Here is a 24,583-nt window from a genome sequence, read left to right as displayed (position 1 = left end):
CCCTGGCGCGCAAACTTCTCGTCCGCCTCAACGCCAAAGCACGCGACGCGCGTACCCAGTTCGCTTATGCAACTTGACAGACCAGATAGTCGCTCACCCGGATCACCGCTGCGCGCTGATCCGACCTCTCCCCGCACGCGGGGAGAGGTGACAGAAGCGATCTCACTGCTGAGAAGTCAGAGACGTTCGGAGCAAGAATGCCTCCACGAGTCATTCCGGGATGCGCGCGGCAAGCGCGCGTCCCGGAATGACGGCCTTGCGAGTCAGGCGTTGAGCGTCAGGCGAAATAGCGGTCAAGCACGCCGCGATAGACCGCGGTCAGTTGCTGCAGGTCCGCGACCGGCGTGCATTCATCGACCTTGTGCATGGTCTGGCCGACCAGGCCGAACTCGATCACCGGGCAGTAATGGGTGATGAAGCGCGCATCCGACGTGCCGCCGCCGGTATCGAGCTTGGGCCGCCGACCAGTCACCTGCTCGATCGCGGCGACCACGAGATCAGTGAACGGCCCGGGCTTGGTGACGAACGCGCCGCTGTTGGACGGCAGCCATTCGATCCGCGCCTTGAGGCGGCCGCCACTCAATGCCGCCGCGACGCGCTGCTCGATCAAGCTGCGCAGCGTCTCAACGCTATGCTGATTGTTGAAGCGGATGTTGAACTTGGCGCGCGCCTGCGCCGGAATCACATTGGTGGCGGCGTTGCCGACATCGACCGAGGTGAATTCCAGATTGGACGGCGGAAACTGCTCATTGCCATGATCGAGCGGATCATCGCTGAGCGCCGTGATCAGCCGCGCGATCTCCGGCACCGGATTGGCGGCGCGCTGCGGATAAGCGACATGGCCCTGCACGCCATCGACGATCAAGGTGCCGGACAGCGAGCCGCGCCGGCCGATCTTGATGCAGTCGCCGAGCGCTTCGACATTGCTCGGCTCGCCGAGCACGCAATGATCGAATTTCTCGCCGCGCTCGGCGGCCCATTGCAGCAGCTTGACCGTGCCGTTGACCGCGACGTCTTCCTCATCGCCGGTGATCAGAAACGAGATCGAGCCCTTCGGCCGCCCGCCATTGGCGGCGAGATAACCCAGCACCGCCGCGACGCTGCACGCGATGCCGCCCTTCATATCGACCGCGCCGCGGCCATAGAGCACGCCGTCCGCCACCTCGCCGGCAAAGGCGTCATGCCTCCACGCCGCGACGTCGCCGGGCGGCACCACATCGGTATGGCCGGCAAAGGTCAGATGCGGTGCGGCATCGCCGATCCGCGCATAGAGATTGTCGATATCGGCGGCGCCCGGCTCGCTGAAGGTGACACGATGCACGTCAAAACCAGCGTCGCGCAGAAGTCGCTCCAGCACGCCGAGCGCGCCGGCATCAGCCGGCGTCACCGACGGGCAGCGCAGCAACTCGCGGGCAATGGCAAGGGCATCGGTCATCGGTCAGCTCGCTTGGTCAGGATGGCAGCGCGCGCCGCGTTATGGCGCACCAGGCGTGGTGTCGCTGCGGGCGCCCGGCCGGGTGTTTTCAGCGATCTCCAGCACCAGGAAGAACATCGACGCCGTCACCGAGGCGATCGCGAGGCCGATCAGGCCGCCGATGATGAAGCCGAGCACCGGCGCGAAGAAGCCAGGTCCAAGATCGATGCCATACATCCAGCCCGATGCTGCGAAGGAGAAGATCGTGACGATGACCAGCAGCACCATCATCACTTCCGCGGTCTTGATAATCAATCGACGAAAGCCATTCATGTCACCACCTCATGATCGAGAACGAATGGGACGCACCGCGATGAGCGTGGCGATGCGGGCGGTCTCAGGCATTCAAGGGCGAGCCATCGCCCTGCAGTGGGTCCGGCCCATAGGCATTCGGCCCCGGGGTGCCGCGCAGGCAGCCAAGCTCGATGATCGCCCAGACCGTCAGCGCCGCGCTGATGATCCACAGCACCACGCCGCGCAGGCCGTGAATTGCGATCCGCTCGGCGGCGATCAGCAGCATCGGCGCCAGCCAGAATAGCAGAATCCACCAGCCACTCTTGTCACGATCATGCAGCCGCTTGATGCCGGTGGCAAAGCCCGACCACAGCACCACGATGGTCAGCGACAGACCGGAGACCCACAGCGCAAGGCCGCCGCCCAGAAAATCGAAGGCGCTGTCCTTGTCGAGCGTGCGCAGCGCATCGATCGCGATCAACGCAAAGGCGATCACCGCCACCGCGTAAACCGCGACGGCGATCCAATATTTGCCGCGGCTGATCCGGCCGCGGAATCCGAACATGAAACTGATAACGTCCATCGAGGTTCTCGCACGAATCCGGCGAACATCGCCGGATCATGCGACCTTCTACCTCAATCCCGCAACAGCTCGTTGATGCTGGTCTTCGAGCGGGTGCGCTCATCGACGCGCTTGACGATCACCGCGCAGGCGGTGGCCGGGCCGGGGTTACCATCGGCGAGCGGCTTGCCCGGCAGCGTGCCCGGCACCACCACGGAGTACTCAGGGACCTCGCCGACGAAAATCTCGCCGGTGACGCGATCGACGATCTTGGTGGAAGCGCCGAGGAACACGCCCATCGACAGCACCGCGCCGCGGCGCACGATCACGCCTTCGGCCACTTCGGCGCGCGCGCCGATGAAGCAATCGTCTTCGATGATCACCGGGCCGGCCTGCAGCGGCTCAAGCACGCCTCCGATACCGGCGCCGCCCGAGATGTGCACGCGCTTGCCGATCTGCGCGCAGGAGCCGACCGTCGACCAGGTGTCGACCATGGTGGCTTCATCGACATAGGCGCCGAGATTGACGAAGGACGGCATCAGCACGACGTTCTTGCCGATGAAGGCCGAGCGCCGCACGATCGCGCCCGGCACGGCGCGGAAGCCGGCCTCGCGGAAATCAGCCTCGCCCCAACCGCAGAATTTTGAGGGCACCTTGTCCCACCAGGTCGCGCCGCCCGGACCACCTGCAATGGTGGTCATGTCGTTGAGCCGGAACGACAGCAGCACCGCCTTTTTCAGCCACTGATTGACGGCCCAGGCCCCGTTGTCCTGCCGTTCGGCCACCCGCACCGCGCCTTTGCCCAGCAGATCGAGCGCCTGATCGACGGCCTCGCGCACCTCGCCTTTGGTGCTCGGATTAACGGTATCGCGGGCATCAAATGCAGCATTGATGGAGGCTTCGAGGGCAGTCAGCGACATCGGGAGTCCTTGAGGATGGCAAAAACGCAGTGGCCCGCAGCGAAGGCGCCGGCCTTTATTTCGTTGTCGGGATTTGCTGCAGCCGAGTCAAGGTGGCGAGCGCGCGCAGGGCGCCGATCATCCCATCGCCGGGCCGGTGCCAGAGCGCGCCGGTCAGCGCTGCAAGGCCCGCAAAAAGCCGGTCAGATCCTCGGTGACGTGATCGACATGGGCGGCGTCGCGGCCTTCCAGCTCCCAATCCTCGCGCACCACCTCTTTGCTGTCATCCGGCACCACCAGCACCGTGGTCATGCCGAGCTGATGCGGCACCGCGAGGTTGCGCGCCAGATCCTCGAACATCGCCGCGCGCAGCGGATCGACGCCGTGGCGTTGCAGGAAACGATGATAGGTCTGCGGCGCCGGCTTCGGCTCCAGTTCGGCGGCGATGATATCGAACACCGCTTCGAAATGATGGCTGATGCCAAGCCGCGCCAGCACCTTGCCGGCATGGGCCACCGAGCCATTAGTGAGGATCAGCTTGCGGCCCGGCAGCGCCGCGATGGCATCGCCCATCGCCGGATTGGGCTCGAGCGGCGAATGATCGATCTCATGCACATAAGCGAGGTAATCGTCGGCGTGAACGCCGTGTTCCAGCATCATGCCGCGCATGGTGGTGCCATAGCGCCGATAGTAATCCTTCTGGATGCGAAACGCTTCCTCGGGCGACACTTTCAGCCAGGCGGCGACGAAATCGCGAATGCGCACGTCGACCTGCTGCCACAGGTTGAGATGATGCGGATACAGCGTGTTGTCGAGGTCGAACACCCAGGTTTCGACAGCGGCAAAGTCGCGCGGCACAGGTCTGTCGATCATTGCTACGGCACCGTGAAACGCAGCGTCTTGCCGCCGCCGCTCAGATCGACCGGCGCAAAGCCGGTCGGATTGAAACCGCGCGCGGCGCAATCGCCGTGGTCGTTGATCTCGAACTTGCTGTCACGGGTACACAACGACACGTGCCCGCCCCAGTTCAACGGCTTGTCCTTCAGCCTCAGCGCCTGATTGCTGGCGTCGACCGCTTCAGCGAATGAATAGACTTGCCGCGGCTGGCCGCTGACATCGGGATGCAGGCATTTGCCGGGCTCGATCCGGTACCAGCCGCGGCTGATCACGCTCTTGCCGTCGTCAGAGGCGACCGCCGCCATGATGATATGGGGCGTGTCATTGCACCAGGTCAGCCCATTGCCGGACGGCGCTTCCAGCGCCTTGATCATGGCGGCGAACAGGTTCGGCGACTGCACAAGATCGGTGCCAAGACCCCGGCTTTTCAGGAACGCCGCGAGCGCGGCCTGCGTTTTTGGACCATCGACGCCGTCGATCGGCGCGGCGTCATAACCGGCGATCACGAGCAGCCGCTGGATCGCGGCGAGCCGCGCCTGCTCGTCGTCATATTCGGCGCTCTCGGCGAGATAGGCCACCATGGTGCCGTCCTCGGTCTTGGACGGTTTGACCTCGGAAAACGCGGCCTGACTCTGGCCGCCGCGGCACTGCCGGGCGGCGGCGATCACGAAATTATCCTGCGCCACGCATAGCCGGTCGGCGCCGTCCTGCGGCGTCGGCGAGGCGCCATAGACCGCGAGCGCGCGGGCATGCAGCAGCAGCCGATCGGCGGTCAGCGTGCCCTGCGCCACCACGCGGCACTGCGCCGGATCGATCCGGAACCAGCCGCGGGTCGCGGTCGAGCTTTTGTCGTCGATGCCGATCGCGACCTCGACCACGTAGCTCATGCGATTGCAGATTTTGAAGTCGGCGTGAGCGGCACTCGCGACCAGACAGGCCAGCACCGCGGCGGCCAACGCGCGGGCGATCCGAAACGGGCGCCGCCGCGATCGGGGCACCTGCGCAGCAAAGACGTGGATGCCCGGAACAGGTCCGGGCATCTTGTTGTTTGCGGTGCAAGTGCCGGCCATCACTTGTGGATCAGCGTGCCCGTGCCCTGATTGGTGAACAGTTCGAGCAGCACGGCATGCGGGGTCTTGCCGTCGATGATCACCACGCCCTGCACGCCCTGTTCGAGCGCGTAGATGCAGGTCTCGACTTTGGGGATCATGCCGCCGGAAATGGTGCCGTCGGCGATCAGCCGGCGCGCATCCTTGACCGACAATTCCGAAATCAGCTGCTTCGACTTGTCGAGCACGCCCGGCACGTCGGTCAGCAGCAACAGCCGCTTCGCCTTCAGCGCGCCCGCGACCGCGCCGGCAAAGGTGTCGGCATTGACGTTAAAAGTCTGGCCGGTCGCCGAGGTAGCAAGCGGCGCCAGCACCGGGATCAGCTCATGACCGATCAGCTGGTTGAGCAGCGTCAGATCGACTTTTTCGGGTTCGCCGACAAAGCCGAGGTCGATCACCTCTTCGATGCGCGAGCCGGGATCGACCATGGTGCGGGTCGCCTTGGTGGCGGTCACCATGTTGCCGTCCTTGCCGCACAGGCCGACCGCCTTGCCGCCGGCTTCGTTGATGTAGCCGACCAGCTGCTTGTTGATCGAACCGGCCAGCACCATCTCGACGATCTCGATGGTGGCGCGGTCGGTGATGCGCAGCCCGGCGGCAAATTCCGACTTGATGCCGAGCCGCTGCAGCATGGTGGCGATCTGCGGCCCGCCGCCATGGACCACCACCGGATTGATGGCGGTTTGCTCCAACAGCACGATATCGCGCGCGAACGCCTTGGCGGTCTCCTCCGCCCCCATCGCGTGGCCACCATATTTGATGACGATGGTTTCCTCGTCATATTGCTGCATATGGGGCAGCGCTTCCGAGAGGATACGGGCCTGCTCGAGCGGGCTGATCTGGGGCGCGTCGGTCATCGGGAATCTCGCGATTGGCGGACAGGTGGGATGGGCACAGCGCTAGCACTTTGCCGCGCACGATCCTACAGCGTTTTCGTGCCAGCCGGCTTGCGGCCAGCGCGCCGGATGGCGGGGCAAACCGGCCGCGCCGCGCAAGTTATCGCGCCGGCCACAGCGCCGCGACGCCCAGCAGCAGCCAGGCGGCAATGGTGATCATGCCGCCGCTCGGCGCCGCCATCGGAAACAGGCCATGGCCGATGAACTGGCGCAGCACCAGGTCGCCGGCGAACAGCACGGTGCCGAGGATCAGGCCCGCGGCCGCGATCATGCCAAGCGTCGGATGCACCAGCGCGCGGTCACTGAGCAGCACCGCGCCGATCGCCGCCAAAGCGTGAAACAGCAGCATGGTCGAGGCCGGGCCGAGCCGTGAGGCATCGGGCATGTGCGCTGCCATCGCCGCCAGCGCCACCCCGCTGGCGCCGAGCACGGCACACAGCGCGACGACGATTCGGGCCAGCAGCAGCAATGTCATGAGCCCCGTTCCGTAACCACCTTGATCATCGCCGCCCGCAGCTCCGGCATGCCGGACGCGCTGCGCGACGAGGTTACCACCAGCTCGGGAAAGGCCGCGGGGTGCTTGCGCAGCGCCTCGCTGGTGGCCGCCACCCGCTCCGCCAATTCGCTGGCCTTCACCTGATCGGCCTTGGTCAGCACGATCTGGTAGCTGACCGCGCTCTTGTCGAGGGTGGTCAGCACCTCTTGGTCGACGTCTTTCAGGCCATGGCGCGAGTCGATCAGCACATAGACCCGGGCCAGCGTGCTGCGGCCCTGCAAATATTGATGGATCAGCTTGGTCCAGGACGCGATCTTGGTTTTCGGGGCCGAGGCGTAGCCATAGCCGGGCATATCGACCAGCCGGAAACCGGCGTCGGGCGGCCCTTCAAAAAAGATCAGTTCCTGGGTGCGGCCGGGGGTATGCGAGGTGCGCGCCAGCCCGCTCCGTCCAGTCAAAGCATTGATCAGGCTGGATTTGCCGACATTGGAGCGGCCGACAAAGGCCAGCTCCAGGCCCTGCATCGGCGGCAGGGTTTCCACCGAGGGCGATGCCCAGATGAAACGCCAGTCGCCGGCGAACACCTTGCGGCCCCGTTCGATCAGTTGCGGATCGATATCGTCGGTCATGCGGCAGCTTTCCATGGCGCCGCGTCATCCGTCGAGAGCCGCCAAGCCGGGCCGCAGCTTGGACACGGACGGCGCGGGTGAGACCCTTGATGCCGCGGGCCGTTGTGGTGAGGCTGCCGCCTGAGCGCCAGCCTCATGATGTCCGACAACGGCGCCGCGTTGCCTGTCAGGTGGTCTTTTTCTTCTTCTTCGAGAACGACGACCTGATGTTGTCCCAGAGCTCAATCTTCACGCCGTTGCGACGCATGATGTAGCCCTGTTGCACCACCGAGAGCAGGTTGTTCCACGCCCAGTAGATCACCAGCCCCGCCGGGAACGACGCCAGCATGAACGTGAAGATCAGCGGCATCCAGGCGAAGATCATCTGCTGGGTCGGATCCGGCGGCGCCGGATTGAGCTTCATCTGCACCCACATGGTGATACCCATGATGATCGGCCAGATACCGAGCGCCAGATAGTAGCCCAGCACCGGGATGTGGGTCGGATCGTAGGGGATCAGCCCGAACAGATTGAAGACGTTGGTCGGGTCGGCCGCCGACAGGTCCTGAATCCAGCCGAAGAACGGCGCGTGCCGCATTTCGATGGTGACGAACAGCACCTTGTACAGCGAGAAGAACACCGGGATCTGCAGCAGCACCGGGAGACAGCCGGCCACGGGATTGATCTTCTCCCGCCGGTAGATCTCCATCATCTCCTGCTGCTGCTTGGCCTTGTCGTCCGGATAACGATCCTTGAGCGCCATCAGCTGCGGCTGGATCGCCTTCATCTTCGCCATGGAGGCGTACGACTTGTTGGCGAGCGGTAGGAACAAGAGCTTGATCAGCACGGTGACCAGCAGGATCGAGACGCCGAAATTGCCGACTAGGTGGAAGAAGAAGTCGAGCGCGACGAACATCGGCTTGGTGATGAAGTAGAACCATCCCCAATCGATCATCAGGTCGAAATGGTTGAGCCCGAGCGACTTGTTGTAGCCGCCAAGCCCGAGGCCCGGGAAGTTGATGCCGACCACGCCAGCTTCCTTGGCGCCGGCGAACAGCCGGGTGTTGGCGGTGCCGGTGCCGCCGATCGGGATCATCTGCGGATCGAGCAGATAGTCGGTCTGATAGGTACGGACATTGTTGGCGAGGTTCGAGGAGAACCGCGCCTGCAGTTGCGCCGAGGTGTCGGGCAGCAGCGCGGACGCCCAATACTTATCGGTGATGCCGAGCCAGCCGTTGGTGACCTTGAAATTGACGGTCTTGGCTTCGTCGATCTTGGCGTAGCCGTATTCCTGCAGGCCCTGGTCGCCGAGATAGCCGACCAGCCCCTCATGCAGGATGTAGTAGCCGGCGACCTGCGGCGCGCCATGGCGCGAGATCAGCGCGAACGGATACAGCGTCACCGGCGCGTTGCCGATGTTGCTGACCTCGTCCTTCATCGTGAACAGGTAGCGCTCGTCGACCGAAATGGTGCGGCGGAAGGTCAGGCCTTCGCCATTGTCATAGCGCAGCACCACCGGCGAGGTCGGCGTCAGGCTGCCTGAGCCTTCCTGGGTCCAGAGCGTGGTGTGATCGGGCACCTTGACGTTGCTGCCGGCGGCGGCAACCCAGCCGAACTCGGCGTAATAAGGATGCGCGCTGCCCGACGGCGAGAACAGCTCGATCGCCCGCGAGGTCGGATCAACGGTCTCACGATACTGGTTCAGCGAGATGTCGTCGATGCGCGCGCCCTTGAGCGAGATGCTGCCGGCCAGACGCGGCGTGTCGATCTTGACGCGCGGCGCGGCGGCGAGCGCGGCCTCGCGGCTCAAAATCGGCGCGGCGGCGGCGGTCTGAGCCGGCGCCGGAGCAACCGACGGCGTCGGCGCACCAGCCTGCGGCGCGGCGCCGGGCTGAGGAGTTGGCTGGGCCGGATTGGCGGTCTGGCTGCGCGCGGCGATCTCGGCGGCGCGCTGCTTTTCCATCTGGGGGATGTTGAAGAAGTACTGCCAGCCCAGCAGCACGAGCCCCGACAGAATCACGGCAAGAATGGTGTTGCGATTGTTGTCGGTCATCGATCAGGTCTCATCATTCATTTCGAGGTGGGCGATCGCCGCGGGACGCGATCGAACGCCGAATGGAGATCGTCGAGCATAACGGAAAAGCCGCGCTCAAGCGCGGCACGTCGACCGACCAGCACATAATCGCTGCTCGGCTCAATGACGGCGCTGTCGACCTGCTTCACCAACTCACGAAGCCGGCGGCGGATTCGATTGCGCTCGGTGGCGGTCCCGATCTTCTTGGTGACGGTGAAGCCGACACGGACCGGCCCGTCGTCGTCACGGCGACGGGCTTGCACGACGAAGGCAGGCTTATTGGCCCGCGCCCCGCTGGCAACGGCGATGAAGTCCGCCCGCTGCCTTAGCCGATCCATGATGATCTCGGTGAGATCCGTCAGGCGCTCAGACGCTTGCGACCACGGGCGCGACGCGCCGCCAGAACCTTGCGGCCTCCGGTGGTGGCGAGACGGGCACGGAAACCGTGACGGCGCTTGCGCACCAATTTGCTGGGTTGATAAGTCCGCTTCACGGGTCGTTCTCCGCTGACCGGGCAAATTGCCGAGGAATTGAGGTGGACGTCCGTAGATGCTGGCCCGGCACGGGCCGCGATCGGCCCATACCAAGCCGTCCCGGACAATGCCGGGGCATCACGGACAGTTGGCGGGCTTATACGAGAGCGACCTTCTTTCGTCAATCACGCCGTCAGTCCTTTAAGCTCTCATGAAATTAGCATATTCTGCCGGGAAGCTGCCGCACTGCGCGACATTAGCGGACGGTAATTTGACGCGCCGGAAGCGGCGGCGCATGTTCCTGGAACCTCCGGGCAAGATCGGGGCAACACGGTCGTATTTGACGACGGCAACTTTTCGCAAGGCGGCAGCGCGTGTCTGAAGCGGACAACAAACTCGATTGGCGCGTCTGGCGACCAGGCCTGGAACCCCGGATCGGCCTGTCCGGGAAGCTGTTGCTGCTGACCATTCCGCTGATTCTGATCGCGGAAATCTTCATTTACGTGCCGTCGATCGCCAATTTCCGGCTGAACCGGCTCAGCGACCACGTCGCGGCCGCCAATACCGCCGCGCTGGTGCTGGACGCCGCGCCGTCCGGCACGGTGCCGGAAAACCTGACCCGGCAGATCCTCGACAGCATCAATGCCCGCGCGCTCGCCATCAAGATGGGCCAGCAGCGCCGGCTCTTGGCCAGCGCCGGGGTGCCGCCGACCGTCGATCACGAGGTCGACCTACGCCACATCACGCCCTGGTCGGCGATCCTGGACTCGTTCACCGTGATGCTGGAGCGCGAGAACAGCGCGATCCGGGTGGTCGGCCCTTCTGACAATGGCGGGCAATTCATCGAGGTGGTGATCGATTCCGGGCCGCTGCGCCAGGCGATGTACCACTTCTCCAGCAACTTGCTGCTGGTGTCGCTGACCATCACCAGCCTGACCACGGCGCTGATCTATCTGGCGCTGCACTTTCTGTTCGTGCGGCCGATGCGGCGGCTGACCGCCAATATGGTCGAGTTCCGCAAGAACCCGGAACACGCCACCGGCATCGTGGTGCCCTCGCCGCGCGGCGACGAGATCGGCCTCGCCGAACAGGAATTGTCGGACATGCAGCGCGAGCTGGTGTCGATGCTGCATCAAAAGAGCCGGCTGGCGGCGCTCGGCCTCGCGGTGTCCAAGATCAACCACGACCTGCGCAATCTGCTGGCGTCGTCGCAAATCCTGTCTGACCAGCTCGCCAGCGTGCCCGACCCGCGCGTGCAGCGCTTTGCGCCAAAACTGATGCGCTCGCTGGAGCGCGCGATCGCGTTTTGCCAATCGACGCTGTCCTATGGCCGCGCCCAGGAAGCGGCGCCGGACCGGCGCTTGATGCTGGTCGAGCCGGTGGTCAACGAGGTGCGCGAGACCGCGGGCCTGGCCACCGACGCCTCGGTCACCTGGGTCAGCTCGATCGAGCGCGGCCTGACCATTGATGCCGACCCGGACCAGCTGTTCCGCGTGCTGCTCAATCTGGTGCGCAACGCCGCGCAGGCGCTGGAAGGCTTGCCGCGCGACACGCCCGGCGTGCAGCAGATCCGCATCACCGGCCGGCGCGAGGGCGCGGTCACGGTGATCGAAGTGTCCGATACCGGCCCCGGCGTGCCGCAGAAGGCCAAGGCGCATCTGTTCGAGGCGTTCCAGGGCTCGGTGCGCGAAGGCGGTACCGGGCTTGGCCTCGCGATCGCCGCCGAGCTGGTGCGCGCCCATGGCGGCGACATCAATCTGGTGGAAGGCACGATCGGCGCCGTGTTCCGGATCACCGTGCCGGACCGGCCGGTCGACCTGCACAGCCTGCGCAAGGAACGGCAGCGCGCCTGATTGGCGCGGCGAGGCCCGCCCTCGCCCGTCTAGCCATGATGCAAGGCCGCGCACGCCCTGCCCCTCCTTGGCGCGGGAGCATCCGGCGCCTGCACCTCGCCTCCACGCTCACTGACGAATCGAACACTGACGAATCGAACAATGGCTGCGCGCGATCGACCGCCGCCGCAGCGCGCGCGAAACTTCGTCTGGCGAGCAATTTGCCGCTCCGTGTGACAGATTTTTTCATGCCGCGGCCGCGTGCCATGCACAGCGGCATACGTCACCGCGGCGCGCTCCGCGCGATTTCATGCACGCTTTCAAGGCATTGCCGCGGAATGGCGGCCGTCGCGGCGCTTGTGATGTTTTTGCACTGAACTGGCTCGTGACGCTTGCCAAGCCGCGCCGGAGCCGGTAGCTATGGCGCGCTTTCGCGACGTCACCGTTTGCGGAATGCAGGCGGTCTTCGCAGCCTCCCTTAGGCAGCGCTGCAAGAACGACAGGCGCCCGTAGCTCAGCTGGATAGAGCACCAGACTACGAATCTGGGGGTCAGAGGTTCGAATCCTTTCGGGCGCGCCATTCAAGTCGCTATTCTAGACTTGCTATTCCTTTATTGCGGGTGTTGCAGCGGCACAAATTTGTAGCCGGTCTGCAAATTTCGTTCTCAGTAATACCAGCCGCGATTGACACCAACCACTGCGCACGTCATGGCCGAGCGCCGTCCCGGCCAGCCACGTCTCTGACCTTGCAGCGCTTTCAAGACGTGGATGCCCGCGACAAGCGCGGGCATGACGGGTCAATGGTAGGAACTGCCGGTATGAGTTCTCGCAACCCACCGTTACGCGATGGGAAGGAGGGTTGGTCGATCGGTTCTGCTTTCGCCTACTCGCCGCGCTTTACGGATCAGCCGCGGGGTTTGGTCTTGGGTTTCTTCTTGTAGCCCGGGTTTTTGGCTGACGGGTCATCGCGGCGGGCCTTGCTGACATAGGCCGGCTTGTCGTCGCGCGACTTCTTCTTGAAACCATCCTTCTTGAAGCCGTCCTTCTTGAAGCCGTCTTTCTTGGCGCCGTCCTTCTTGAAGGTCTCGTCCTTGAAGCGGTCTTTCTTGAAGTCGTCCTTCTTGAAACCGTCTTTCTTATAGCCGTCGGACTTGGCGCCGGCCTCCTTGAACGACGATTCTTTGCCGGCGCGCGGCGGCCGCTTGTCGCGCGGCGCGTCGCCATGGCCCTTGCCGCGCGGCGCCTTCGCCTCGTCGCCAAACTCGACCTCCTGGCGTGCTTCACGCAGCGCCTCGCCCGATAGCGGCGACCACGAGTCCGGCCGCTTGCTGCGCCGCGGCTCGCGCTCTTGCTGATCGTCATCGCGGCGCTTGGCCGCCGGTTTTCCGCGACCGGGCGCGAACGGCTTGGCATCATCCGCCTTGCTGTCGATCGGCTTGGCGCCGATCAGCGGCTCGATCCGGATGGTGTCTTCCTTGTCCGGACGGCGCACCTGCGCGGCGAACGCCTCGGCGGCGGAGCCGGCAATTTCAAACTCAGTGGTGGTGTCGAGAATCCGGATCGCGCCGATGTCCTGGCGATCGATGCCGCCGCGTCGGCAGATCATCGGCAACAGCCAACGCGCCTCGGCATTCTTGCGCTTGCCGATCGCGGCGCGGAACCAGACGCCGTCGGTCAAGGCATGGCGCTGCGCCGCTTTCGCCGAACGCGGCCTTGGCTCGCGATCCTCGCGCACGGCGCGCGGCCCCTTGCCCTCGGCGCGCGGCTCACGCGCGCGGCCACGCTCCGGACCCGGATCGAGAATGTCCTCTGGCGCCGGCAGCCGCGCCCGATAGAGCCGCGCCAGCGCGATCGCGATCTGCTCGGCCGAGCGCTCGGCGAGCAGCGCCTGTGCCAGCGCCTGATCTTCCGGCGTTGCTTCCTCGGTGAGCAGCTCATCCTGCATCATGCGCTGCTGATCGAGCGCGCGGATTTCATCGGCCTGTGGCGCGGCGCCCCAGATCGCTTCGGTGCCGGCGAGATTGAGCAGCAGCTCGGCGCGGCGACGCCTGGCCGGCGGCACCATCAGCACGCTGATGCCCTTCTTGCCGGCGCGCCCGGTGCGCCCGGAGCGATGCTGCATCACTTCCGGATCGTTGGGCAGATCCGCGTGAATGACGAGGCCAAGATTGGGCAGATCGATGCCGCGCGCGGCGACGTCGGTCGCAACGCACACCCGGGCGCGGCCATCGCGCAGCGAATTGAGCGCATTGGTGCGTTCGTTCTGGGTCAGCTCGCCCGACAGCGCCACCACCGAGAAACCGCGCTCAAGCAGCGAGGTCTGCAGATGATTGACCGCGCTCCTCGTGTTGCAGAACACGATCGCGCACGGCGATTCCACCAGGCGCAGCGTGTTGACCACGGCATGTTCGACATCGCCCGGCGCGATGCGCGTCGCGCGATATTCGATATCGGCGTGGCCGCCCTCGCGGCCCGCCACTTCGATGCGCAGCGCATCCTGCTGATAGGTTTTCGCCAGCGCGATGATGCCGCGCGGCAGCGTCGCGGAGAACAGCAGCGTGCGCCGGGTTTCCGGCGTGGTTTCCAGGATGAATTCCATGTCCTCGCGGAAGCCGAGATCGAGCATCTCGTCGGCTTCGTCGAGCACCACCGCTTTCAGCTGCGACACATCGAGCCGGCCGCGGCGCAGATGGTCGCACAGCCGCCCCGGCGTGCCGACCACGATATGCGCGCCCTCGGCCAGTTCGCGCTGTTCGCGGCGCGGGTCCATGCCGCCGACGCACGACACCACGCGCGCGCCCGTGTGCTGGTACAGCCAGCCCAGTTCCCGATGCACCTGCAAGGCCAGTTCGCGGGTCGGCGCCACGATCAGCGCCAGCGGCGCGGTCGACGGCTCGAGCCGTTCGGCCTCGCCGAGCAGGTCGCCGGCGATCGCCAGACCATAGGCGACGGTCTTGCCGGAGCCGGTCTGCGCCGACACCAACAGGTCGCGGCCGGCGGCCTCGGGGGCCAGCACCGCGGTCTGCACCGCGGTGGCTTCAAGGAATTGGCGCTCCGCCAAAGCTCGGGCGAGCGGCGGGTGGCTAGTGAAAAACGTCACGAATAGAAGACCTTACTGGCGATTACGCCGAATGGAAAAATCCCGGGACCCGACGGGTCAGCTCAGCAACCTTGACGATACGCCGTCACCAGGGGCTGGCGAAGTGTGGGAGCAGGCCTTGATTTAAGCCAAGAGCGGGCAAAGCGCCAATCTTTCCTGTGCCGCGCCGCCTTACCGGCGCGGCCGCACGCCCTTGGTGGTGAAGCGCGATGCGCCCTTGCCGGGCCGCAGCGGCCGCGGCGTCGCAGCCGCCTTGCCGGTGCCGGGCGGTTGCAGCGCCGGCACCAATTGGTCGGGCCGGCCGCCGATCAGATCGGAGCGGCCCATCGCCTTCAGCGCCTCGCGCAGCACCGGCCAATTATCAGGGTCGTGATAGCGCAGAAACGCCTTGTGCAACCGGCGCTGCCGCAGCCCCTTGATCACCACCACCGGCTCACTGGCGCCGCGACGCACCGCGCGCATCGGATTGAACGCGGAGTGATGCATCGCGGTCGAGGTCGCCATCGGTGATGGCAGGAAGGTCTGCACCTGATCGGCCCGGTAGCGATTGCGCTTCAGCCACAGCGCCAGGTTCATCATGTCTTCGTCGGTGGTGCCGGGATGGGCCGCGATGAAATACGGGATCAGGAAATACTGTTTGCCGGCGCGCGCGGCGGCGGCATCGAACATCTGCTTGAAGCGGTTATAGCTGGCGATGCCGGGCTTGCGCATCATCGTCAGCGGGCCGCGCTCGGTGTGTTCCGGCGCGATCTTCAGGTAACCGCCGACGTGATGCGACACCAGCTCCTTGACGTAGTCCGGGCTATGGACCGCGAGATCGTAACGCACCCCGGACGCGATCATCACTTTCTTGACGCCCGGCACCTCGCGCGCCTTGCGATACAGCTTGATCAGCTGATCATGAGAGGTGTCGAGATTCGGGCAGATCGCCGGATAGGCGCAGGACGCGCGCCGGCACGCCGCCTCAGCGTCGCGGTCCTTGCAGGCCATCCGATACATGTTCGCGGTCGGGCCGCCGATATCGGAGATCACGCCGGTGAAGCCGGCGGTCTGATCGCGCACCCGCTCGATCTCGCGCAGAATTGAGCCTTCCGAGCGGCTCTGAATGATGCGCCCCTCATGCTCGGTGATCGAACAGAAGCTGCAGCCGCCAAAGCAGCCGCGCATGATCGTCACCGAGAACCGGATCATCTCCCAGGCCGGGATTTTGGCATTGCCGTAGCTGGGATGCGGGGCGCGCGCATAGGGCAGCTCATAGACCGCATCCATCTCCGCCGAGCTCAGCGGGATCGGCGGCGCATTGAGCCACAAATCGCGGTCGCCATGGCGCTGCACCAGCGGCCGCGCATTGCCGGGATTGCTTTCCCGATGCAGCACGCGCGAGGCGCGGGCATAGGCCTCGCGATCCTGCTCGACCTGCTCGCAGCTCGGCAGCCGGATCACCACATCGCCGGCGCGGCGCTCGGCGCCCTCCTCGGCGGAGTCGAGATCGGAGGCGTCAAGCTCGGTGTAGTGCGCCGGCACCGGGCGGAACAGCGCCACGCCGCGAATATCGGCGCATGCGCGCGGCGCTTCGCCGGCCGCGAGCCGATGCGCCACTTCCAGAATGGCGCGTTCGGCATTGCCGTACAGCAACAGATCGGCCTTGGCATCGGCCAGCATCGAACGGCGCACCTTGTCCGACCAATAATCGTAATGGGCGATGCGGCGCAGCGACGCTTCGATGCCGCCAAGGATCACCGGCACATCCTTAAAAGCCTCGCGGCAGCGCTGCGCATAGACCAGCGTGCAGCGGTCCGGACGCTTGCCGCCCTCGCCGCCCGGCGTATAGGCGTCGTCATGACGCAGCCGGCGATCCGCGGTGTAGCGGTTCACCATCGAGTCCATGTTGCCGCCGGTGACGCCGAAAAACAGTTTTGGCTTGCCGAGCGCCTTGAACGGCTCGGCCGACTGCCAATCCGGCTGGGCGATGATGCCGACCCGAAAACCCTGCGCTTCCAAAAGCCGGCCGATGATCGCCATGCCAAAACTCGGATGGTCGATATAGGCGTCGCCGGTGACGATCACGATGTCGCAGGCGTCCCAGCCGAGTGCCTTCATCTCGGCCTGGCTCATCGGCAGGAACGGCGCCGCCCGGCCATACTGCGGCCGTCGGGGGAACCAGGACGTCAGGGGTTTTACGGCGGGCGCTTGGGTTTCCATGGCGCGACCATTAGAGCTTTTTCGGCGCTGATGGAATCACAACCGAAGGCGTTTTCTTGCGCGCCATCCGGGTTCCCGTTGGCTCAAAGCCGCTCATGGTCCGCCCTGCCCTCTCAACCGGGATCGGCGGCGCGCGGCGTGCAACCATGCGAACATCTCTCGCCGCCGCTCTCCTGCTCATGTTAGTAGTTCGCGCATGTCGCGGCTCAACTTCCATCATCTGCGCTATTTTCAGGCGATCGCGCGCACCGGCAATCTGACCCGGGCGGCGGAAACGCTGAACATCTCGCCCTCCGCGCTGTCGGTGCAGCTGCGGCAGCTCGAGGCGCAGCTCGGCCACGATCTGTTCGAGCGCTGCGGCAAACGGCTGGTGCTGACCGAAGCCGGGCGGATCGCGCTCGACGGCGCCGATGCGATCTTCGCCGCCGGCGACGAACTGGTCAGCACACTGCGCGGCCGCCGCGGCGCGCGCGGTGTGATCCGGATCGGCGCGCTGGCGACGCTGTCGCGCAATTTCCAGATCCAGTTCATCAAGCCGCTGCTCGGCCGGCGCGATGTCGAAGTGGTGCTACGCTCCGGCGGGCTTGGCGATCTGCTCGCCAGCCTGGAAGCGCATCGCATCGACGTGCTGCTCGCCAATCTGTCGCCGCCGCGCGATGCCGCCACCGCCTGGATTTCGCAGCCGATCGCCGATCAGCCGGTGAGCCTCGTCGGCCACCGCGACCGCTGCCGGCGCAAGCGCTCGCTGCGCGAGATTTTGCGCAAAGAGCCGCTGATCCTGCCGACGCCGGAAAGCAGCATCAGGATCGGCTTCGATGCTTTGATGCAGCGTTATGGCATCAGCCCGCAGATCGTCGCCGAGGTTGACGACATGGCGATGCTGCGTCTGATCGCGCGCGAAAACGCCGGCATGGCGGTGGTGCCGCCGATCGTGGTGCAGGGCGAGCTGAATGAAGGGCTGCTGGTGGAAGTGGAACGGCTGCCGGAGCTGAAGGAGACGTTCTTTGCGATCACGCTGGCGCGGCGCTTCCCCAATCCATTCCTGAAAGCGCTGCTCGGCACGGAGACCGCTGCATCTGAAGGGGCGTGATGCAGCGGCCGCCGCGGCCGGCAGGGGTCAGCGTGTCAGGCTGCCGAACAAGGTCGGCAAGCGTTCCGGCAGGCGGCGAACGTGATCGATCACCGCAAAACCACCGGCACCGAAAATCCGTTCGACATAGCGATCCGCCAGCGGATCGAGGCTGAGGCAATAGGTACGGATGCCTTCGGCGCGCAGATCCTCCACCGCCTTCTTGGTATCCATGCGCAGGTGCTGCGGATCGCGCTCATCGACATCGGCCGGGGCGCCGTCGGTGATCACCAGCAGCAGCCGATGCGCTTCGCGGCGGCGCGCCAGATAGCGGCCGGCATGGCGCATCGCCGCGCCCATGCGCGTCGAAAGCCCTCCGGACATGCCGGCCAGTTTCGACTTGGCATCGGCATCGAAGCGCTGATCGAAATCCTTGAAGCGCATATAGCGCACGTCATGGCGGCCGTTGGAGGCAAAGCCGTGGATCGCAAACGGATCACCGATCCCGGAGATCGCGGTCGATAGCAGCGCGCAGGCTTCGCGGGTCAGGTCGATCACCGAGCGGGTCGAGCCATGCACCAGCTCATTGGTCGATTCCGACAGGTCGATCAGGATCAGCGCGGCGAGGTCGCGGCGGTGGATCACATTGCGCATGGTGATGCGCGCATCCGGCTGGCGGCCGAGCCGCAGCATCACCATGGCATCGACCGCGGCGCCGAGATCAAGCTCCTCGCCATCTTCCAGCCGGCGCACGCGCTGCAATCCCTGCGGCCGCAACTGATCGACAATGCGCCGCACCCGCTGGCCGACCGCCTTCTGCTCGCTGAGCATGGTGTCGATCACCGCCGGCGCACCGCGCGGCGCGGCGTGTTCGCGCAGCGTCACCCAGTTCGGACGGACCACCTGCATCTGGTAGTCCCATTCCGGATAATGCACCGGCGCCGACACTTGCGGGCGGCCCTCACGCTGATTGTAGGAGACGCCTTCGTCCTCATAGGGGAACAGCTCGGTGCCGAGCACCCAGATTTCCTGGGCATCGTCGCCGGCGTTCTCGACGTCGGTCTCGTTGATGAACTCCATCAGCCCGACCCGGCGGCGAATCTGCGCCTCGCCCGACGCGGCGCCACCAAACATTTCCAGCCGGTCGAAATGTTCGGGCTGCCAGAAGAAGCGGTTGTCATCGCGCCACGGCAGCCTGATCCGCTCCAGCAGTCGCAGGCTCGGCATCATCTTCTGCGCACTCAGATGATCCGCCAGCGCGCGGCCGAGATTGAGCGAGATGTTTTCGCCGTGCTCAAGCGCGCCCTGGAACCGCTCCGCCAGCCGATCGAGCTTGGCATCACCGGTGCGCTCGGTCGGATCGAGCAGCGCCAGCGCAAAGCGCTCCAGCACGGTGATGGTCGGATGGCTGGCGGGCGGCGTCGCCTCGGTCGGCATCAGCGAGCGCCACAGCCGGCGCAGGCCGGGGAAGCGCTTCACCGCCAGACGCTCGACCCGGGCGTCTTCGACAAAGCCGATCAGGAAGCGTTCGGCCGGCGTCAGCCCGTCGATCGACGGCGGGCGGCTGGTATAGACCAGATGCGCCGCCATATGCGCGGCCATGGCGCGATAGACATCAAGGCCGGACACGGTGCCGTGCACATCGGCGGCGTCCGGCAGATGCAGCCGGCCGTCCTCGATGAAGCAGCGGAAATCCTCGTGATCGCTGATGGTCGGCCGCAGCAGGAAGTCGCGGCCCCAGAACGCGCGCAGATAGGCCGACAGCCGGCGCTGCACATCGACAAACAGCGTGCCGCGGCGCTCGCGCTCCAGCACGGCGCGGCTGTCCTGCGATTCCAGCCCGAAATACGCAGCCTGCGCCGTGAGATTGCGCTGATGGGCTTCGGCACCGAACTCGGCCCAGGCGCGCAGGCCCGACAGCGTCAGCCGGTTGAGCAGCTCATCGATATGGCTGAGCATCGGCCGCAGCCCGCGCGGCACGCGGGCTGCAAGACGATGCAGCAGTTGCAGATAGACGGCCACCAGTTCCGCATCGCTGAAGCGGCTTGCGGCCACCGGCAGGCTGGCGAAAGTCATCGCCAGCACTTCGCCGGAGGTCATCGAGGCGAGCTTCATCACCGCCAGGCGGCAATCGCGGATCGCCTCCTCGCCGCACTCGCGCGCCACCATCGGCATCGCGTCGAGATACGCGACCACGACCGCGTTGCCTTTACCGAGCCGGGCCAGGCCGCAGGCACCGTCAAACAGGTCTTCGAGCGCGGTCGGCGACAATTGCCGCACTGCGTCGCTATAGACCGCCTGAACGAGGTCGGAGAGCCCGGGCGCAGAGGCTTCCAGTTCGGCTTGGTATGCTTCGAGCTTGATGGTCATGCTGTTCGCCTTCTGCCGTCAGATCTCATCTCTGGTACGTCACCCGAAGAAGGTGTCGACCGCGGCGTCGAGCGTGTCCTGCATGTCGGGATCGTCGGTCAGCGGCCGCACCAGCGCGGTGCGGCAGGCATCCGCCGGCGGAATGCCCATCGCGATCAGCCGGCCGGCATAGACCAAGAGACGAGTCGAAATGCCTTCATCAAGGCCATGGCCACGCAGATTGCGGCTGCGCTGCGCCACTTCGACCAGCTTGACGGCAGTGATCGAGTCGACGCCGGCTTCGTGAGCGACGATCTCGGTTTCGACATCGGGATTGGGGAAGTCGAACACCATGGCGCCGAAGCGCTGCCGGGTCGAAGGCTTCAGGTCCTTGGTCAGGCTCTGGTAGCCGGGGTTGTAGCTGATCACCACCTGGAAGTCGGGATGGGCTTCGACCACTTCGCCCTTCTTTTCCAGTGGCAGCGTGCGGCGGTGGTCGGTCAAGGAGTGGATCACCACCACCGTGTCCTGGCGGGCTTCGACCACTTCGTCGAGATAACAGATCGCGCCCATGCGCGCCGCCAGGGTCAGCGGGCCGTCGCGCCAGGTGGTGCCGTTGATATCGAGCAGGAAGCGGCCGATCAGATCGGCGGCGGTCATGTCCTCGTTGCAGGCCACCGTGATCAGCGGTCGCTTGAGCTTCCAGGCCATATATTCGACAAAGCGCGACTTGCCGCAGCCTGTCGGGCCTTTCAGCATCATCGGCATGCGCGCCGCATAGGCGGCGGTGTACAGGTCGACCTCATTGCCGACCGGCCGGTAGTAGGGTTGGGCTGCAATCCTGTAGGGGGCGCTATCAATCTCGCTCATCGCGTGTGTCCTGTGTGACCAGTGAAGCGACCGACGCGCCCTCAGAACCGAGGCTCTGACTCTATGTTCTGACGCGTTTTCTTGACGCGAACCGGGATCCACTTCGCTCGAAAACGCTATCAGGGCTGCCGGGCGGAGGACGGGGCGCGCGACCGCCATGCGCGCTCATGCGCCCACGTCCGTTTGTTGTCAGAAAGAGCAGCAGCGTCAGACCGTGATCGGCGCGCGATGCACCACCATGCTGGTGCCCTGGGTCTGCGCGATGTTGTCGTAACCGAGCAACCGGATGTGGTGGGCCGGATTGGCCGCCCGGCATTCTTCGATCTCGGCGATGACCCGATCGACATCGGTTTCACCGAACATCGGCAGCTTCCACATGTACCAATAGTGGCCCGAGGCGTGCGGCGGTTCGGTGTGCTCGATTGCGGGGGTCCAGCCACGACCAACAATGTAGTTGATCTGCTTGCGCACCTGCTCGGCATCCATCGGCGGCAGATAGGAGAAGGTGCCCAGCTTGCGGCTGTTCGGATCGGAGATACGGGACTGATAGTCCTTCATCGGAGTGGTCATGATGATGGTTTCCAAATTGGCTGATGACGATCGGGCGATTTAGCGGTGCGGCGCGTCGAGCTTGTCGACCACGTCGAACTCGAACTTGATCTCGCGCCAGGTCTCCATCGCCATCTTCAGCTCGGGGCTGGACTGCGCAGCGGTGGTCAGGATGTCCTTGCCCTCGCGCTCGACATCGCGGCCTTCGTTACGGGCGCGCACGCAGGCTTCGAGCGCGATACGGTTCGCGGCAGCACCAGCAGCGTTGCCCCACGGATGGCCGAGCGTACCGCCACCGAACTGGAACACCGCGTCGTCGCCGAAGATCGCGAGCAGCGCCGGCATGTGCCAGACGTGAATGCCGCCCGATGCGACCGGCATCACCGGCGCCATGTGGCCCCACGGCTGATCGAAGAACAGGCCGCGGCTGCGGTCTTCCTTGACGTGGCGTTCGCGCATCAGGTCGACCCAGCCGAGCGTCGCGGCGCGGTCGCCTTCCAGCTTGCCGACCACGGTGCCGGAGTGCAGATGGTCACCACCGAGCAGGCGCAGCAGCTTGGCGAGCACGCGGAAGTTGATGCCGTGGCGCGGGTTGCGGTCGATCACGCCATGCATCGCGCGGTGCACGTGCAGCAGCATGCCGTTGGCGCGGCACCAGCGCGACAGGCTGGAATGCGCGGCCCAGCCGATGGTCAGGTAGTCGCTCATGATGATCGGCGAACCGATCTCCTTGGCGAACTCGGCGCGGCGATAGATTTCCTCCATGTTCGGCGCGGTGACGTTGAGGTAGTGGCCCTTGCGCTCGCCGGTTTCCTTCTCGGCCTTCTCGATCGCTTCCTGGCAGAACTCGAAACGGTCGCGCCAGCGCATGAACGGCTGCGAGTTGACGTTTTCGTCGTCCTTGGTGAAGTCGAGGCCGCCGCGCAGACACTCGTACACGGCGCGGCCATAGTTCTTGGCCGACAGGCCGAGCTTCGGCTTGATGGTGCAGCCGAGCAGCGGGCGGCCATACTTGTCGAGCTTGTCGCGCTCGACCTGGATGCCGTGCGGCGGGCCGTCGCAGGTGGTCACGAACCACAACGGGAAGCGCACGTCTTCCAGACGCAGCGCGCGCACCGCCTTGAAGCCGAACACGTTGCCGACCAGCGAGGTGAACACGTTGACGATCGAGCCTTCTTCGAACAGGCCCATCGGGTAAGCCACGAAGGCGTAGAACGCTTCGTCGTCGCCCGGCACGTCTTCGATGGCGTAGGCGCGGCCCTTATAATAGTCGAGGTCGGTCAAAAGGTCGGTCCACACCGTGGTCCAGGTCGCGGTCGAGGACTCGGCGCACACCGCCGCGGCGGCTTCCTCGCGCGGCACCCCGGGCTGCGGGATCACCTTGAACACCGCGAGAATGTCGCTGTCCTTGGGCGTGTAATGCGGGTCCCAATAAGTTTCCCGATATTCACGCACGCCCGCTTGATAACTCTTTCGCATCGCATGTCCCCTTTGGTGCCGGCCTCTCAACCGGGCCGTCATGGCGCGGGACACTAGGAATTTACTTGCATAAACAAAAATTGATTGTTTCTATCGTGACGATATACAGGAAGTTATGATGCCGCGTATGCACCTCACCCTGCAGCAGCTCCGCTTGTTCGAGGCGGTGGCGCGGCATCGGCACTTCACCCGCGCCGCGGAGGAGCTGCATCTGACCCAGCCGGCGGTGTCGATTCAGCTGCGCCGGCTCGAGGAGAACGTCGGCGCTAAGCTATTCGAACATATCGGGAAACGGTTCTTCCTGACCCCGGCCGGCCATGAGATGCACGCCGCCTGCAACGACATTCTGGAGCGGCTGCGCACGCTGGAACAGGCGCTCGATTCCCTCGATGACACGCTGAAGGGGCCGCTGCGGCTGTCGGTGGTGACCAGCACCAAGTATTTCATTCCGCACATCCTTGGCTCGTTCATCGCCGATCATCAGGCGGTGGTGCCGCGGCTGATTGTCACCAATCGCGAACGGGTCATCGAACGGCTGGCGGAAAACCAGGACGACTTCGTGATCATGGGTCAGGCGCCGGACGATCTCGCGGTCGAGGCGCGGCCGTTTTACGAAAACCTGCTGGTGGTCGCCGCCCATCCCCATCACCCGCTGGCGGCGGTGCCCGCGATCCCGCCGGCCCAGATCGCCAGCGAGCGCTGGCTGGTGCGCGAAGCGGGATCAGGCACCCGCTCGGCGTTCGACCGCTATCTGATCGAGCACGAGGTCGCGATCAGCCCGTATATGGAACTCGGCAGCACCGAAGCGATCAAGCAGGCGGTGATGGCCGGGCTCGGCGTCTCGGTGCTGCCGCTGTCGAGCATGCAGCTTGAACTGTCGAATGGCTGCCTCGCGGTGCTCGACGTGCACGGTTTTCCGCTGTGCCGGCGCTGGAACGCGGTGTGGCTGAAGGGCAAGACGCTGCCGCGCGTCGCCCAGGCGTTTGTCGAGTTCCTGCTCGAGGGCGCCAAACACGCGGCGCCGCACGCCGGCCACCCGCCGGCGGCGAGCGCCTGAGGCGTCGCCGCTTAAGGCGGCAATCGGATCGTTTGCATTCACTCAAAGTCAGCACGAGTAGTTGCTCAAACTCAGCACTGCGCCTGTTGTCACCTCTCCCCGCGTGCGGGGAGAGGTCGGATCAGCGCGCAGCGGTGATCCGGGTGAGGGGGCGTTGCGACGCTGCCGAGCCGTTGCAATCGCGGGGACGTAGCGACGTAGCCGAACAGCTGCGATCTGAGCGAACGCCCCCTCACCCCACCCCTCTCCCCGCAAGAGCGCACGGCTGTCCGGGGAATGATTCAACGTGTCGCAGCGCATGCCCGGCCAAACCAGCGCGAAGCGGGTACTTTCTGGTTGTCGAGACTCAGAAAG

At 65.3% G+C, this 24,583-nt stretch carries 21 protein-coding genes and 1 tRNA gene; 4 read left to right on the top strand and 18 right to left on the bottom strand.

What is annotated here, in order from left to right; all coding sequences use genetic code 11:
* Positions 1–277: 277 nt before the first annotated feature.
* The 12 genes from dapE to rpmH all read right to left on the bottom strand — a co-directional run bounded on the left by dapE (position 278) and on the right by rpmH (position 9,742).
* Entirely contained in the window at positions 278–1,435 is a 1,158-nt protein-coding gene (gene dapE, locus BJ122_RS17945; protein WP_110782629.1) for a succinyl-diaminopimelate desuccinylase, read from the bottom strand.
* A 39-nt stretch (positions 1,436–1,474) separates the two neighbouring features.
* Positions 1,475–1,747 (bottom strand): hypothetical protein, encoded by a 273-nt coding sequence (locus BJ122_RS17940; RefSeq protein WP_110782627.1) that lies wholly within the window; start codon positions 1,745–1,747, stop codon positions 1,475–1,477.
* Positions 1,748–1,811: 64 nt separating this feature from the next.
* On the bottom strand, positions 1,812–2,291 hold the full coding sequence (locus tag BJ122_RS17935; RefSeq protein ID WP_027278628.1) for a DUF805 domain-containing protein: 480 nt from the start codon (positions 2,289–2,291) through the stop codon (positions 1,812–1,814).
* 53 nt (positions 2,292–2,344) lie between these two features.
* Positions 2,345–3,190 (bottom strand): 2,3,4,5-tetrahydropyridine-2,6-dicarboxylate N-succinyltransferase, encoded by an 846-nt coding sequence (gene dapD / locus BJ122_RS17930; protein ID WP_110782625.1) that lies wholly within the window; start codon positions 3,188–3,190, stop codon positions 2,345–2,347.
* A 153-nt stretch (positions 3,191–3,343) separates the two neighbouring features.
* Positions 3,344–4,042, bottom strand: coding sequence for a pyrimidine 5'-nucleotidase (locus BJ122_RS17925; protein WP_110782623.1), 699 nt, complete (start codon positions 4,040–4,042; stop codon positions 3,344–3,346).
* A 2-nt stretch (positions 4,043–4,044) separates the two neighbouring features.
* Positions 4,045–5,106: a DUF1036 domain-containing protein gene (locus BJ122_RS17920; RefSeq protein WP_110782634.1), complete on the bottom strand. Its 1,062-nt coding sequence runs from the start codon at positions 5,104–5,106 to the stop codon at positions 4,045–4,047.
* A 29-nt stretch (positions 5,107–5,135) separates the two neighbouring features.
* Positions 5,136–6,032, bottom strand: a complete 897-nt coding sequence (gene argB, locus BJ122_RS17915) for an acetylglutamate kinase (RefSeq protein ID WP_103012117.1) — start codon at positions 6,030–6,032, stop codon at positions 5,136–5,138.
* Positions 6,033–6,171: 139 nt separating this feature from the next.
* A complete protein-coding gene (locus tag BJ122_RS17910; protein ID WP_181418995.1) occupies positions 6,172–6,546 on the bottom strand; it encodes a DUF423 domain-containing protein in 375 nt (124 codons plus the stop codon).
* A complete protein-coding gene (gene yihA, locus BJ122_RS17905; protein WP_110782632.1) occupies positions 6,543–7,196 on the bottom strand; it encodes a ribosome biogenesis GTP-binding protein YihA/YsxC in 654 nt (217 codons plus the stop codon). The genes BJ122_RS17910 and yihA overlap by 4 nt, the downstream gene beginning before the upstream one ends.
* A 166-nt stretch (positions 7,197–7,362) precedes the next feature.
* Positions 7,363–9,228: a membrane protein insertase YidC gene (yidC, locus tag BJ122_RS17900; protein ID WP_110782620.1), complete on the bottom strand. Its 1,866-nt coding sequence runs from the start codon at positions 9,226–9,228 to the stop codon at positions 7,363–7,365.
* Between the two features lie 17 nt (positions 9,229–9,245).
* Positions 9,246–9,587: a ribonuclease P protein component gene (gene rnpA, locus BJ122_RS17895; RefSeq protein ID WP_110782618.1), complete on the bottom strand. Its 342-nt coding sequence runs from the start codon at positions 9,585–9,587 to the stop codon at positions 9,246–9,248.
* Between the two features lie 20 nt (positions 9,588–9,607).
* Positions 9,608–9,742, bottom strand: coding sequence for a 50S ribosomal protein L34 (rpmH, locus tag BJ122_RS17890; protein ID WP_006609582.1), 135 nt, complete (start codon positions 9,740–9,742; stop codon positions 9,608–9,610).
* A 354-nt stretch (positions 9,743–10,096) separates the two neighbouring features.
* Between rpmH and BJ122_RS17885 the strand changes: the two genes are divergently transcribed.
* A complete protein-coding gene (locus tag BJ122_RS17885) occupies positions 10,097–11,575 on the top strand; it encodes a sensor histidine kinase (protein ID WP_110782616.1) in 1,479 nt (492 codons plus the stop codon).
* A 482-nt stretch (positions 11,576–12,057) separates the two neighbouring features.
* Positions 12,058–12,134: transfer RNA gene (locus BJ122_RS17880), tRNA-Arg, on the top strand.
* A 324-nt stretch (positions 12,135–12,458) separates the two neighbouring features.
* Here BJ122_RS17880 and BJ122_RS17875 read toward each other — a convergent pair.
* Together BJ122_RS17875 and BJ122_RS17870 are read right to left on the bottom strand one after the other, a co-directional pair.
* Complete coding sequence (locus BJ122_RS17875; protein ID WP_110782614.1) at positions 12,459–14,654, bottom strand: DEAD/DEAH box helicase; 2,196 nt, start codon at positions 14,652–14,654, stop codon at positions 12,459–12,461.
* Between the two features lie 171 nt (positions 14,655–14,825).
* Positions 14,826–16,856: a YgiQ family radical SAM protein gene (locus BJ122_RS17870; RefSeq protein WP_110782612.1), complete on the bottom strand. Its 2,031-nt coding sequence runs from the start codon at positions 16,854–16,856 to the stop codon at positions 14,826–14,828.
* Positions 16,857–17,052: 196 nt separating this feature from the next.
* Between BJ122_RS17870 and BJ122_RS17865 the strand changes: the two genes are divergently transcribed.
* Complete coding sequence (locus BJ122_RS17865; protein WP_103012092.1) at positions 17,053–17,946, top strand: LysR family transcriptional regulator; 894 nt, start codon at positions 17,053–17,055, stop codon at positions 17,944–17,946.
* Positions 17,947–17,973: 27 nt separating this feature from the next.
* Here the strand turns inward: BJ122_RS17865 and BJ122_RS17860 are convergent, their stop codons facing one another.
* The 4 genes from BJ122_RS17860 to BJ122_RS17845 form a co-directional block, all read right to left on the bottom strand.
* Positions 17,974–20,295: a nitric oxide reductase activation protein NorD gene (locus tag BJ122_RS17860; RefSeq protein WP_110782610.1), complete on the bottom strand. Its 2,322-nt coding sequence runs from the start codon at positions 20,293–20,295 to the stop codon at positions 17,974–17,976.
* Positions 20,296–20,334: 39 nt separating this feature from the next.
* Positions 20,335–21,144: a CbbQ/NirQ/NorQ/GpvN family protein gene (locus tag BJ122_RS17855; RefSeq protein WP_110782609.1), complete on the bottom strand. Its 810-nt coding sequence runs from the start codon at positions 21,142–21,144 to the stop codon at positions 20,335–20,337.
* 207 nt (positions 21,145–21,351) lie between these two features.
* Complete coding sequence (locus BJ122_RS17850) at positions 21,352–21,714, bottom strand: ribulose bisphosphate carboxylase small subunit (protein WP_110782630.1); 363 nt, start codon at positions 21,712–21,714, stop codon at positions 21,352–21,354.
* 39 nt (positions 21,715–21,753) lie between these two features.
* Positions 21,754–23,172, bottom strand: coding sequence for a form I ribulose bisphosphate carboxylase large subunit (locus BJ122_RS17845; protein ID WP_110782607.1), 1,419 nt, complete (start codon positions 23,170–23,172; stop codon positions 21,754–21,756).
* Positions 23,173–23,290: 118 nt separating this feature from the next.
* Between BJ122_RS17845 and BJ122_RS17840 the strand changes: the two genes are divergently transcribed.
* Entirely contained in the window at positions 23,291–24,229 is a 939-nt protein-coding gene (locus BJ122_RS17840) for a LysR family transcriptional regulator (protein WP_245407790.1), read from the top strand.
* The last annotated feature ends 354 nt before the right edge of the window (positions 24,230–24,583 follow it).

The sequence above is a fragment of the Rhodopseudomonas faecalis genome (assembly GCF_003217325.1).
Taxonomy (GTDB): domain Bacteria; phylum Pseudomonadota; class Alphaproteobacteria; order Rhizobiales; family Xanthobacteraceae; genus Rhodopseudomonas; species Rhodopseudomonas faecalis.
The sequence above is the reverse complement of the archived record's forward strand: the minus strand, read 5'-3'. Positions and strand labels throughout refer to the sequence as shown.